Genomic DNA, 12,722 nt, shown 5'->3' with positions numbered 1-12,722 from the left:
CCATGCACCGCAGCATCGCCCCCACGAACGACTCCGTGACCCTCTCCGGCCGGGAATCGCGCCTCTTCCACTTGCAGGACGGGGGCACCAGCGTCGTCGTCGACGCCCGCCTCGTCACCTTCCCCACTATCGCGCACTGGGGCGCCGCGCTCGGAGATCTTTCCGCCGCCGAACTATCCGCCCTGGCAGACGCCGCCCTCCCCCAGCGCGTCTCGGGCGGGCTCGACGCCTTCGCGCCGTTCGGCCTCGTCGCCGTCGAGGCCGACGGCTGGCAGCACGCCCCCACCTTCGAGGGCACCCACGAGCGCGCGGCCGCGTCGGAGCGGTTCGAGGTCGAGAGCATCGAGGCGCTCGGCTCCGCCCTCCGGACCGTCGCCACCGGCGCGGGCGTGCGCCTGACCGTGGACCTCGAGGTCGACGCGGCCGGCCTGCTCACCCAGCGCGCCCGGGTCGAGAACCTCGACGCCCGCCCGTTCCGCCTCGAGCGCTTCGAGCTCGGCTTCCCGCTCCCCGCGACCGCGCGCGAGATCCTCGACACCACCGGGCACCACCTCCGCGAGCGCCACCCGCAGCGCCGCCCGCTGACCATCGGCGAGCACACCCGCCGCACCCGCCGCGGCCGCCCCGGCGCCGACGCGACCCTCCTCCTCGCCGCGGGCACGCCCGGCTTCGGCTGGGAGCGCGGGCTCGTGCACGGCGTCCACCTCGGCTGGAGCGGCGACACCTCGCTCCGCGCCGAGCGCACCGTCGAGGGCGTCTCGCTCCTCGCGGCCGGCGAGCTGCTGCGGCCCGCCGAGATCGAGCTCGCGCAGGGCGAGAGCTACGAGACCCCGGTCGCCTACGGCTCCTGGGGCGACGGGCTCAGCGCTCTGCAGGCCCGGTTCCACGCGTCGCTCCGCGCCCGCCCGCAGCACCCCGTCGCTCCGCGGCCCGTCACCCTCAACACCTGGGAGGCCGTCTACTTCGACCACGACCTCGCTCGCCTCACCGCCCTGGCCGAGCGGGCCGCGCGGATCGGGGTCGAGCGCTTCGTGCTCGACGACGGCTGGTTCCTCGGCCGCCGCGACGACACCGCGGCGCTCGGCGACTGGACCGTCGACCCTTCGGTCTGGCCGGAGGGCCTCACTCCGCTGACGGACGTCGTCACCGGCCTGGGCATGCAGTTCGGCCTCTGGGTGGAGCCCGAGATGATCAGCCCCGACTCCGATCTGGCCCGCGCGCACCCGGAGTGGATCCTCGGCCCGGCCGGCCATCTCCCGGCCTCGGGGCGGCAGCAGCAGGTCCTCGACCTCTCGCAGCGCGGCGCGTTCGAGCACGTGCTCGGCGCCCTCGACGCGCTGCTGACCGAGTACCCGATCGCGTACCTCAAGTGGGACCACAACCGCGACGTGATCGAGGCGGTCTCGCCCGCCACCGGCCGCTCCGCCGTCCACGAGAACGTGCTCGCGCTCTACCGCCTGCTCGACGAGCTGCGCTCCCGGCATCCCGGCGTCGAGATCGAGTCGTGCGCCTCCGGGGGCGCCCGCGTCGACCTCGGGATCCTCGCCCGCACCGACCGCATCTGGACGAGCGACTGCATCGACCCGCTCGAGCGGCAGACCATCCAGCCCTTCACCCAGCTGGTGGTGCCGCCCGAGCTGATGGGGCAGCACATCGGAGGGCCGCGGTCGCACTCGACGCAGCGCACCCACTCGCTCGCCTTCCGCGCCGGCACCGCGCTGCCCGGCCACCTCGGCATCGAGTGGGACGTCTCGGATCTCGCCCCCGCCGTCGAGGAGGAGCTGACCGCCTGGGTCGCCTTCCACCGCGAGCACCGGGCGCTGCTGCACACCGGGACGGTCGTGCGCGCCGACCTCGCCGACGACGCCGCCTCGCTCTCCGGAGTCGTCGCCGCCGACCGCTCCGCCGCCCTCTTCACCTTCGCCCAGCTCCGCACCGGCGAGACCTACCCGCCCGGCCGGATCACGCTCCCGGGCCTGGACCCGGAGCGCACCTACTCCGTGGCGCTCGCCCCGGTCACGTCGCCGCTCGGCGGCCCCGGGCAGTCGCCGCTCGGCTGGGCCGAGCACGGGACCGCGCTCCGCGGCCGCGTGCTGGGCACCGTCGGGCTCCAGGCCCCCGTCCTCGATCCGGAGCAGCTCGTCGTGCTCGTGCTCACCGCCCTCTGACCCGCCCTCCCGGCGCCGGAGCCGACCCGCTCCCCCGCCGCCGCACCTGCTCTCGCACCGCCCTCCGCGGTCGAGCGCGCCCTGAGACCTGTCCCCACGCGCAAGGAGGCGCCGCATGTCCGCTCATCCGCATCCCCCCGGGTTCTCCCGGCGGCTGTTCCTCTCGGTGCCGCTCGCCGCGGTGTCCGCCGCGGCCCTCGCCTCCTGCGCCTCCCCCGGCGCCGGCGACGGAGTGACCACGCTCGACTTCTTCCAGTTCAAGGCGGAGGCGGTGGAGGACTTCGCGCGGATCATCCGCGAGTTCGAGGCGGCCAACCCGGACATCCGGGTCATCGCCAACAACGTGCCCGACCCCGACACGGCCATCCGCACCCTGCTCGTCAAGGACAAGGTGCCGGACGTGCTGACCCTGAACGGCAGCGGCTACTACGCCGACCTCGCGAAGGCCGGCGTGTTCCACGACTTCACCGGCGACGAGCTCGTCGAGCGGGTGAACCCGGCGGCCCTCGACATCCTCGCCGCCCTCGGCAGCTTCGAGGGGAAGGAGGTGAACGCGCTCGCCTTCGCGAACAACGCGGATGGGATCCTCTACAACCGCACGATCTTCGCCGAGAACGGGATCGAGGTGCCGACCACCTGGGACGAGCTGATCGCCGTCTGCGAGACGCTCACCGCCGCCGGGATCACTCCCTTCTACGGCGCCCTGCTCGACAACTGGACCGGCGCCCCCGCCTTCAACGCACTCGGCGGGCAGCTGCAGCCGGACGGCTTCTTCGACGCGATGCGCGAGGAGGGAGCGGCGCTCGGCCCCGACTCCCCCGTCTCGTTCTCGAAGGACTACGCGACGACGATGGAGCGGCTCGGGCAGCTCTTCTCGTACACGCAGGAGGGCTCGTTCGGCCGCGGCTACGACGACGGCAACCAGGCCTTCGCCGCGGGCGAGGCGGCCATGTACCCGCAGGGCATCTGGGCGATCAACCCGGTGCGCACGAACAACCCCGACATCGATCTCGGCGTCTTCCCCTACCCGGTGCTCGACGACCCGGCGGACACGCGGGTCACCTCGGGCGTCGACGTGGCCGTCGCCATCGGCCGCGGCACTCCGAAGCTCGACGCGGCCCGCCGCTTCGTCGACTTCCTGCTGACCCCCGGAGTCGTCGAGCCGTACGTCGCGAGCCAGGCCGCCTTCTCGCCGCTGGTCGGCGCCGCACCCAACTCGGACCCCACGCTGGCCGAGCTGCAGCCCTACTTCGAGCAGGGACGGCTGATCGGCTTCGTCGACCACCAGATCCCCGCGAGCATCCCGCTCAACCCTACGCTCCAGGCGTTCCTCGCCAGCGGGGACGCCGACGCGGCGCTCCGGACCCTCGACAGTGAGTGGCGCAAAGTCGCGGCACGCACGACCAGGAAGTGACCCCATGACCACGACCACGACGGCCGCCGCGCAGGCGGTGGCGACCACTCCTCCGCCGCCCGCGCGCCGCAAGCGCACCATCGGCCGCACCTCGAAGACCTTCTACTGGATGACGGTCCCCGCCGTCCTGCTCTTCTTCGTGCTCCACACGGTCCCGGTCCTCACCGGAATCTTCTTCAGCTTCACGGACTACGCGGGCTACGGCTCGTGGGATCTGATCGGCGCCTCGAACTACCTCGCGCTCCTCCAGGACGACCGCGTCTGGAAGGCCTACGGGTTCACCTTCGGCTTCGCGATCGTGGCGACCGTGCTGGTGAACGTGATCTCGCTCGCCATCGCCGTCGCCCTCAACGCGCGGATCAGGTTCCAGACGGCGTTCCGCGGGATCTACTTCATCCCCTATGTGCTCTCGACCCTGGTCATCGGCTACGTGTTCCAGTACCTCTTCGCGAACTCGCTGCCGCAGATCCTCGGCGCGATCCCGGTGATCGGCGAGAACATCCTCGCGAACGCCGACTGGGCGTGGGTGGCGATCGTGGTGCTGGCGGTCTGGCAGGCCTCGGCCTTCTCGATCATCATCTACCTCGCCGGACTCCAGACCATCCCGGGCGAGCTCTACGAGGCGACCTCGCTCGACGGAGCGGGGAGGTGGCGGCAGTTCACCTCGATCACGTTCCCGCTGATCGCCTCCTTCTTCACGATCAACATGGTCATCTCGATGAAGAACTTCCTCCAGGTGTTCGACCACATCATCGCCCTCACCAACGGCGGTCCCGGCACCTCGACGGAGTCGATCACTCTGCTGATCTACCGCGGCGGCTTCCAGGGCGGCGAGTACGCCTATCAGACGGCCAACGCCGTCCTCTACTTCCTCATCATCATCGTGGTCTCGCTGATCCAGTTCCGAGTCCTCAGCCGCAGAGAGGCGTCGTTCTGATGACATCGACCATCACCCCCACGACCGCGATCGCCCTCGGCGAGCCCGAGGGGCGGCGCCGGCCCTCCCGCGACACATACCGGATCAACTGGTGGGCGACCGCGCTCATCGCGGTCTGCTCGCTGACGATCCTCCTGCCGCTCTACTTCGCCGTCGTGACCGCGCTGAAGACGCCCGACCAGCTCGGCGGCACCGGGTTCGAGCTTCCGACCTCGATCTCGTGGGGCAACTTCGCCGAGGCGTGGACGGCGACCCGCTTCCCCCAGGCCTTCGTGAACACCGCGCTGATCACGGTCGGAGCCGTCGTGCTGACGCTGTTCTCGAACTCGATGGTCGCCTACGCGGTCGCCCGGAACATGCACAGGCCGTTCTTCAAGGGCGTCTACTTCTACCTGCTCGCCGCGGTCTTCGTGCCGTTCCCGATCATCATGCTGCCGGTGGTGAAGGAGACGGCCCTGCTGGGCCTGGACAACCAGGCCGGGCTGATCCTGCTCTACGCCGTGTTCGGGCTCTCGATCAACACGTTCATCTACACCGCCTTCATCCGCTCGATCCCCATCGAGCTCGAGGAGGCGGCGCGCACCGACGGCGCCTCGACCTGGCGGACCTACTGGCAGGTGATCTTCCCGCTGCTCGGCCCGATGAACGCGACCGTCGGGATCCTGACCTGCGTGTGGGCGTGGAACGACTTCATCCTGCCGCTCGTGGTGCTCTCGGACCCGTCCGCCCGCACCCTGCCGCTGGCCGAGTACGTCTTCCAGGGGCAGTTCAACACGAACTACACCGTCGCCTTCGCGTCCTACCTGATGGCGATGGCGCCGCTGCTGATCGTGTACCTCTTCGCGCAGCGCTGGGTGGTCAGCGGAGTGATGCGCGGGTCGATCAAGTAGCGGTCGCCGCGAGCGCCGCCTCGAGCAGGTCCGTGAGCACGGTGCCGCGCGAGCCCGCGTCCTCCGGGTGCCACTGCACGCACCAGAGCGGCGCGGACTCGTGCTCGAGGGCCTCGACGGTGCCGTCGTCGGCGCGGCCGACCACGACGAGGCCCTCGCCGGGACGGTCGACGGCCTGGTGGTGGGAGCTGCGGACGTCGAGCTCGGCGGCGCCGAGGATGCGAGCGAGGGCGCTGCCCGGCTCGAGCGCCACGCGGTGGTCAACCATCCCGGACAGGTGCTCGCCGGGGACCGACCGGCCGACGTGACCGGCGCCGGGCAGGTGCTGCACGAGGTCGCCGCCGAGAGCGACGTTGACCAGCTGCATCCCGCGGCAGATCCCGACCAGCGGGGTCCGCGTCTCGACGGCACGGCGGACGAGCGCGATCTGCGCGCGGTCGGCGGCGGGGAAGGACTGGCCGCGGTGCGGGTCGTCGGGCCGGCCGCCGTAGAGGGACGGGTCGACGTCCTCGCCCCCTGTGACCACGACGGCGTCGGCGGCGGCGAGCCGGCGCTCGAGCTCGGCGGCGCCGGCCTGCTCGGCCGGGACGCGGTCGACCACGAAGCCCGCGGCGGTGGCGGCCGAGACGACGCTCGCGGTCAGCAGCTGCAGCTCGATCTCGAACTCGGGATCCTCGCGGCCGCCGTCGGCGACGTCGACGACGAGCAGGACGGGGCGGTCGGAGGCCATGCGGACATCGTGCCACCCGGCCGGCTCCTGCAGAACGTCGGCGGAGAGGAGGGCCTGTGCGTCGGCGGGCGAGGGATCGCGCTCTCGGCGGGCGTTCTGCACGAGCCCGCAGACCTCTCCCGGGGTCTGGTCAGGATCCGGTACCGCGATCTAGGATGTTCACTTTCACATCCCGTGCGAAGACGCACACCTCCGCGGCCCTGCGGATCGTGCCTCGACGCCGCACCCGATCACGAGGGCCTATCTGCATGAGACGATCACGATCGGCGGTGAGGACCGCTCTGGCGGTCGCGACCGTCGCCGCCACGGCGCTGCTCGGCGCCACGGTCCCCAGCTCCGCCTTCGGAGCCACCGAGACCCCGCTCCTCCACTACACGTTCGACACCGCCCCCACCGGCACCACGGTCGCCGACACCAGCGGCAACGGCTACAGCGCGACGCTGCGCGGCTCCGGGGCCCAGTTCCGCAACGGGCTCATCAGCCTCCCCGGCGGATCCGCCGCGGCCGCCCCCTACCTCGAGATCCCCACCGCCGGCCTCGTCGGCAAGAAGGACCTGACCTTCTCGACCTGGCTCGCCCACAAGGGCGGGACCGGCAACGTCGCCGCCGCGTTCGTCGGAGCGCCCGTCGCCTCCGGCGCCTCGTTCTCCTCCGGCTACTGGCTGCTCAACCCGAGCAACCTCTCCGGCTACACCAAGTCGGTCGTCACCAACTCGGTCAACGCGGGCGCTCCCTACAACACCGAGGTCGGAGCCGGAGCGACGGGCACCCCGACCGTCGGCGCGCGCACCCCCTCGGGCCTCTCGCTCTACACGACCGTCATCGACGGCTCGACCGGCAAGCTCACCGTGTACGTCAACGGCGCGCAGATCTCGCAGAGCACGATCGCCCGCGACGTCTCCTCGTTCGGCCCGTCGCTCGTCGCGTACATCGCGCGCTCGACCTACAACGACCCGGGCTGGAACGGCGAGATGGACGACTTCGCCGTCTACGACAGCGCCCTCAGCAGCAGCTCCGTGCAGGCGCTCTACTCCTCGCAGGCCCTCGACCGCGCCGTCGCGTCGGTCACGGTGCCCACGGAGGCGACCGCCGGCTTCACGGTGCCCACCACCGCCAGCGGCGTCGGCATCACCTGGACGTCGAACAGCGCGGCCGTCGCGATCACCGGCGGCACCGCGACCGTCACTCGCCCCGCCGCGGGACAGCCGGACGCCACCGCCACCCTCACCGCCACCTACAGGGTCGGCACCGAGACCCGCTCGGTCGACTACACGGTGCGCGTCGCCGCGCAGCTGGACGACGCGACGAAGGTCCAGCGCGACCTCGCCGCGATCGCCATCCCGAACGTTGGCGACATCCGGACGAACGTCTCGGTGCCCACCACCGGCACGCTCGGCTCGAGCATCGCCTGGAGCGTCGTCAGCCCGAGCGGAGCGACCGTCCGCGACGGCAGCGCCGCCGGCACCCGCACCATCGACGTCGACCGCCCCGCGACCGGGAGCCCCGCGATCGACGTGGTCGTCCGCGCGACCGCGACCAGCGGATCCACCACCCGGACCCGCGACTTCACCCTCCGGGTGCAGCCGCTCCCCGCCGGCACCGACGACACCGAGGCGTACGTCTGGGCGTTCTTCACCGGAGAGGGCGACGGCGCCGAGCGCATCAGCCTCGCCGCCTCGAAGGGCAACGACGCGCTGAGCTGGAACACGCTGAACGGCGGCAAGCCGGTCTTCACCTCGAACCTGGGGACGATGGGCCTGCGCGACCCGTTCATCATCCGCTCGCACGAGGGCGACAAGTTCTTCATGCTCGCCACCGACCTGAAGATCGACGGGCTCCCCGGCGGCTTCGACACCGCGCAGAAGTCGGGCTCGAAGTACATCGAGGTCTGGGAGTCGACCGACCTGGTGAACTGGTCCGCTCAGCGCCACGTCAAGGTCTCCACCGACTTCGCCGGCAACACCTGGGCCCCCGAGGCGTACTGGGACGACGAGCTCCAGACCTACGTCGTGTTCTGGGCCTCGAACATGTACCCGACCACGAACACGGCCGACCGCGCCTCCGTCACCTACAACCAGATGATGTACGCGACGACCGAGGACTTCACCTCCTTCTCGGAGGCGAAGCCGTGGATCGACGTCAAGCGCGGCGCCGGCAAGGGCACCATCGACTCGACGGTCGCGAAGGACGGCGACACCTACTACCGCTTCACCAAGGACGAGGCGTCGATGACCCTCCGCGAGGAGAAGAGCACCGACCTGCTGGCCACCGTCTCGGGCTCGCTGCCCGGCACCGGTGGACCGGCGGACGAGTGGTCGCTGGTCAAGGAGAAGGTGGCCTCGGGCCTGCCCAACGGCGAGCCCGGGAAGACCTTCACCAGCGGTGAGGGCCCCAACGTCTTCCCCGCCAACGAGGGCGACGTGAACGGCCTCGACTGGTTCCTCTTCATCGACCAGCCGAACTACCACGACGGGCCGAACCACTACATCCCGTTCGGCACCGACGACCTCGCGAACGGCGACTCCTGGCAGCCGCTCGGAGCGAAGCTCCGCACGGGCCTGCCGCAGAACGCCGACGGCGGCAAGCCGCGCCACGGCACGGTCATCCCGGTGACGCGCTCCGAGTACCAGAAGGTGCTCGAGGGCTACGCCCCCGGCCTGGCCGTCGCCTCGGTCGCTCCGCTGACCGCGACGACCACGGTCGGCACCGCGCCGGTCCTGCCCCGCGCCACGATCACGACCGCCGCCGGCAGCACCAGCACGGTCGACGTGGCCTGGGACGCCGTCGCGCCCGCCGCCTACGCCACGGCCGGGACCTTCACGGTCTCGGGCGTCGCGCAGGACGCGTCGCGCATGCCGGTGCAGGTCACGGTCACCGTACAGTCCTCGCTGAAGTTGAGCGCGACCGCCACGTCGCGCTGCGTCGCCGGCAAGGTCGTGCTGACGGTCGTCGGCAAGAACGGAGACACGGTGCCGATGGACGTCTCGATCAGCACCCCGGAGGGCGTGAAGACGATCGCCGGCGTGAAGCCGGGCGCCTCCGGCTCCGCCGCGTTCACGGTGCGCTCGACGCAGCTCGCCGCGGGCGAGGCGACGGTCACCGGCACGGCCACGGTCGGCGGCAAGACCGTCACGGCCACGGCCACCGCGCCCTACAGCGCGCGCAGCTGCGGCTGACGCACGGCACTCCTCGGGAGCCCGTCGCACCTCACCGGTGCGGCGGGCTCCCGTCGTCGTGCGGGGGGGAGCCGGGAAACCGCCCTGACGCCGAGACGCCGCCGCCTCGGCCGCGCTTCGACGGACGGCGCGGCGCCTCGTCACGCGGGCGGGCCCGGGGCGGCCCGCCCGGCGTCATCCGGCGACGGCTGCCTGCCCGGCTTCGAGCAGGTCGCGGACGCTGCGCGGCTCGCGTCCGAGGAGGCGCCCGAGCTCGGGGCCGGTGCCCGCGAAGAAGCCGCGCTCGGCCGCCCGGTGCATCCCGAGGGTGAAGCGCACGAGGAACTCGGACTGACCCGCCGCGACGCGCGCGGCGACCCACTCGTCGTCGCCGAGGACGCGCAGCTCGACGGGCCGCCCGCCGACCTCGGCCGCGATCCCGGCGATCTCCTCGAACGTCGGAGCCTCCGTCGCGGTCAGCATGATCGGCCCGTCCTGCGGGCTCCCCGAGAGGAGGAGCCGGGCGGCCGCCTCCGACTCGTCCTCGCGGGCCGTCCACGAGACGCGACCGTCCGAGGGGACCTCGATCACGCCGGTCTCCCGCCACGGTCCGAGGAACAGACCCAGGCTGTGCGCGTAGAAGCCGTTGCGGAGCGACGTCCAGGCGAGTCCGGACTCGGCGAGCAGGCGATCGGTCGCCGCGTGGTCCCGGCCCGGGCCGAAGGGGGTGTCGGCGGCGGCGCCCTGGTGGCTCGTGTAGAGGACCCGTCCGACTCCGGCCGCGACGGCCGCCTCGACGGCGGTGCGGTGCAGGGCGACGGCGTCGGCCCGCGGGTCGCTCGAGGAGACGAGGAGCAGCTGATCCGCTCCGTCGAAGGCGGCCGGGAGGGAGGCGGGGTCGGCGTAGTCGCCGACGCGCACCTCCACTCCGCGCTCCGCGAAGCGGGCGGCCTTCGAGGCGTCGCGGGCGACGACGGCGATCCCGGAGGCGGGGACGGTGTCGAGGAGGTGGTCGACGGTGGCGCCGTTCAGAGCGCCGGTGGCACCGGTCACGATGATCATGGGGAGAGCCTTCCGATGAGGGGTATCAGCGATACCACGAGGAAGATAACCACGGAATTTCACTGATAGCAACAGTGCGCTACCGTCGATACGTGACCAGTCCCACCCCTCCGACCGACACGCGCCTGCGCATCGTCGAGGCAGCCGCCGGCCTCCTCCGCGACGACGGCCCCGCCGCCGTCACGACGCGAGCGGTCGCCCAGGCGGCCGGGCTGCAGGCCCCGGCGATCTACCGCCTCTTCGGCGACAAGGACGGCCTGCTCGAGGCGGTCGCGGAGCACGTGCTGGCCACCTGGGTCGACTCCAAGGCGCGGACGGTCGAGGCGGCCGTCGCCGGCGGCGTCGACCCGGTCGAGGACCTGCGCTCGGGCTGGGCCGCGCAGGTGGAGTTCGGCCTGGCCAACCCCGCGCTCTTCCGCCTCCTCAGCGATCCGGGTCGCGCCTCCGGATCACCGGCCGCCCTCTCCGGGCGGCGGGTCCTCGCCGCGCGCGTGCAGCGAGTGGCCGCCGAGGGCCGCCTCCGCGTGCCGGAGGAGCGCGCCGTCGGCCTCATCCAGGCGGCGGGCACCGGCGTGGTCACCACCCTGCTCTCCACCCCCGCCGCCGACCGCGACCCCGGTCTCGCCGACGCCGCGCTCGACAGCGTGCTCGCGGGGATCCTCGCCGACCCGCCCTCCCCCGGCGACGGCGGGCGGCTCACCGCCCTCGTCGGCGTCCGGGCCCTCGCACCGGAGCTCGTTGGTCTCACGCCCGCGGAGCGCCTGCTGCTCGCGGACTGGCTCGACCGCGCCCTCGCGGCGGCTGAGCAGGAGTGACTTGCGCGCAGGAGTGACGGGCGCGCTTCCACCACAGGAGTGACGAGCGCCGTCCCGCCGCGGGAACGACGGCGCCTCCGTCCCGCAGAGACGCGGGCTTCGCGGCTAGGCGCGCCTGCCGTCGGGCGGGAGGATCGACGCCTGGATGAGCGGCACGGGGCAAGGAGGGCATGTTGAAGCTGTGGAGCGCATCGAACGCGTTCCTCTACCTCGGCAGCGTCAAGGAGAACGACTTCCTGCAGAACGTCTCCGAGCTCGTCGGTGACTACGACCGCGAAACGACCTCCGCCAGCTATAACAAGGGCGTCCGCTCGACCTCGACCGCCTTGAAGCGCGAACGGATCCTGACCGTGGACGAGCTCGGAGCGATGCCCCGCGGCCGCGCCGTGATGCTCTCTACTGGCTCCCGCGCCGCGCTGCTGCGCACCGTTCCCTGGTACGAGGGCACGAAGGAGAAGGTCGCAGCGATCAAAGCCAGACGTGTTCTCGGGCGCGGACCGGCTCGTCGCTGACGAATGTGCTTGTGCTACGCGCTGCGGCGGGAGATGAGCGAGTGCTCGACGACGATCTCGCTCGGGTGCGCCGGAGGGCCGTTCCGGATGCGCTGAGCGAGGAGGTCGACGGCCGTCTTGGCGATCTGGCGGCTGCCGGGATCGATCGTGGTGAGGGCGGGTATCGCGTAGGCGGCGGCGGTGACGTTGTCGAAGCCGACGACGGCGATGTCCTCCGGTACGCGGATGCCGCGAACGTGCAGTGCGTGCAGTGCCCCGAAGGCCAGGGTGTCGTTGAAGCAGAAGACGGCGTCCAGAGGGACGCGGGAGTCGAGCAGCTGCGTCATCGCGACGGCGCCGTCGGCGTGGTGCCACTCGGTGGCGACCGCGACGAGGGCGGGGTCGAACGGGATCGCGTTCGCCTCGAGGGCACCGCGGTATCCGTCCAAGCGGAGTGCTGCGGCGCTGACGGATCCGCCGGCGGGGTTGCTGCCGATCGCGGCGATGCGCCGGTGTTGGCGGTCGATCAGGTACTGCGTGGCGGTGGCCGCGGCGGCTGTGTTCGCCATGGTCACGTGATCGACCGGGCCGTCGAAGATCCTGTCGCCCAGGAGAACGAGTGGGCGGTCCCCGACGAGTACTTTCTCGTCTCCGGGGCCGAGTGCGTGGGGCTGGAAGATCAGTCCGTCCGACAGCTGGCGGCTGGAGCCGGAGAGGACGGCGATCTCGGCGTCTCGGCGCGCTCCGGTCTGCTGGATGATCACGGTCCAGCTGTGCCGCTCGGCCTCCGACATGATGACCGTCGCGAGCTGGCCGAAGTACTCGATCGCGAGATCCGGGATCGCGAGGGTGATGAGCCCGGTCTGGCCGGTGCGCAGTCCGCGCGCGGAGACGTTGAGTTGGTATCCGAGATCGCGGACTGCCTTGAGGACGAGATCGCGGGTCTCGGGTCTGACGTTGGCGTTGCCGCTGAGCACGTTGGAGACCGTGCGAGCGGTGACGCCTGCAGCAGCGCCGACATCGGCCATGGTCACCGGGCGGGTTCGCGATCGCGGCATCG

The 12,722-nt window shown here is 71.9% G+C and carries 10 protein-coding genes; 7 read left to right on the top strand and 3 right to left on the bottom strand.

The genetic code is table 11. The features are described from left to right. Positions 1 to 2 precede the first annotated feature (2 nt). The 4 genes from C5C29_RS09050 to C5C29_RS09035 all read left to right on the top strand — a co-directional run bounded on the left by C5C29_RS09050 (position 3) and on the right by C5C29_RS09035 (position 5,409). A complete protein-coding gene (locus C5C29_RS09050) occupies positions 3 to 2,168 on the top strand; it encodes an alpha-galactosidase (protein WP_104308290.1) in 2,166 nt (721 codons plus the stop codon). A 115-nt stretch (positions 2,169 to 2,283) separates the two neighbouring features. After that, positions 2,284 to 3,582 (top strand): ABC transporter substrate-binding protein, encoded by a 1,299-nt coding sequence (locus tag C5C29_RS09045; RefSeq protein ID WP_104308289.1) that lies wholly within the window; start codon positions 2,284 to 2,286, stop codon positions 3,580 to 3,582. Between the two features lie 4 nt (positions 3,583 to 3,586). After that, on the top strand, positions 3,587 to 4,519 hold the full coding sequence (locus tag C5C29_RS09040) for a carbohydrate ABC transporter permease (protein ID WP_104269769.1): 933 nt from the start codon (positions 3,587 to 3,589) through the stop codon (positions 4,517 to 4,519). Beyond that, the gene (locus C5C29_RS09035) at positions 4,519 to 5,409 is read left to right on the top strand and encodes a carbohydrate ABC transporter permease (protein ID WP_347877594.1); all 891 of its coding nucleotides are present in this window, start codon (positions 4,519 to 4,521) and stop codon (positions 5,407 to 5,409) included. Before C5C29_RS09040 ends, C5C29_RS09035 begins: the two co-directional genes overlap by 1 nt. Here C5C29_RS09035 and C5C29_RS09030 read toward each other — a convergent pair. Next, on the bottom strand, positions 5,402 to 6,139 hold the full coding sequence (locus C5C29_RS09030) for a gamma-glutamyl-gamma-aminobutyrate hydrolase family protein (protein ID WP_104255231.1): 738 nt from the start codon (positions 6,137 to 6,139) through the stop codon (positions 5,402 to 5,404). The genes C5C29_RS09035 and C5C29_RS09030 overlap by 8 nt on opposite strands. 269 nt (positions 6,140 to 6,408) lie before the next feature. Here C5C29_RS09030 and C5C29_RS09025 point away from each other — a divergent pair, with 269 nt between their 5' ends. Further along, complete coding sequence (locus tag C5C29_RS09025) at positions 6,409 to 9,315, top strand: immunoglobulin-like domain-containing protein (RefSeq protein WP_181128809.1); 2,907 nt, start codon at positions 6,409 to 6,411, stop codon at positions 9,313 to 9,315. 174 nt (positions 9,316 to 9,489) lie between these two features. Here C5C29_RS09025 and C5C29_RS09015 read toward each other — a convergent pair whose 3' ends face one another. Then, positions 9,490 to 10,356, bottom strand: coding sequence for an NAD(P)H-binding protein (locus C5C29_RS09015; protein WP_104308287.1), 867 nt, complete (start codon positions 10,354 to 10,356; stop codon positions 9,490 to 9,492). Between the two features lie 92 nt (positions 10,357 to 10,448). Between C5C29_RS09015 and C5C29_RS09010 the strand changes: the two genes are divergently transcribed. Both C5C29_RS09010 and C5C29_RS09005 read left to right on the top strand, forming a co-directional pair. Continuing rightward, the gene (locus tag C5C29_RS09010; protein ID WP_104308316.1) at positions 10,449 to 11,171 is read left to right on the top strand and encodes a TetR/AcrR family transcriptional regulator; all 723 of its coding nucleotides are present in this window, start codon (positions 10,449 to 10,451) and stop codon (positions 11,169 to 11,171) included. A 170-nt stretch (positions 11,172 to 11,341) separates the two neighbouring features. Continuing rightward, entirely contained in the window at positions 11,342 to 11,683 is a 342-nt protein-coding gene (locus tag C5C29_RS09005; protein ID WP_104287999.1) for a TraM recognition domain-containing protein, read from the top strand. A 14-nt stretch (positions 11,684 to 11,697) separates the two neighbouring features. Here the strand turns inward: C5C29_RS09005 and C5C29_RS09000 are convergent, their stop codons facing one another. Continuing rightward, entirely contained in the window at positions 11,698 to 12,720 is a 1,023-nt protein-coding gene (locus C5C29_RS09000; RefSeq protein ID WP_104257515.1) for a LacI family DNA-binding transcriptional regulator, read from the bottom strand. Positions 12,721 to 12,722: the final 2 nt, after the last annotated feature.

Origin of the sequence: Rathayibacter sp. AY1H2 (assembly GCF_002931985.1) — a bacterium.
Classification (GTDB): Bacteria; Actinomycetota; Actinomycetes; order Actinomycetales; family Microbacteriaceae; genus Rathayibacter.
Note: the sequence above shows the minus strand (reverse complement) of the source record. Positions and strands in the feature narration are given on the sequence as shown.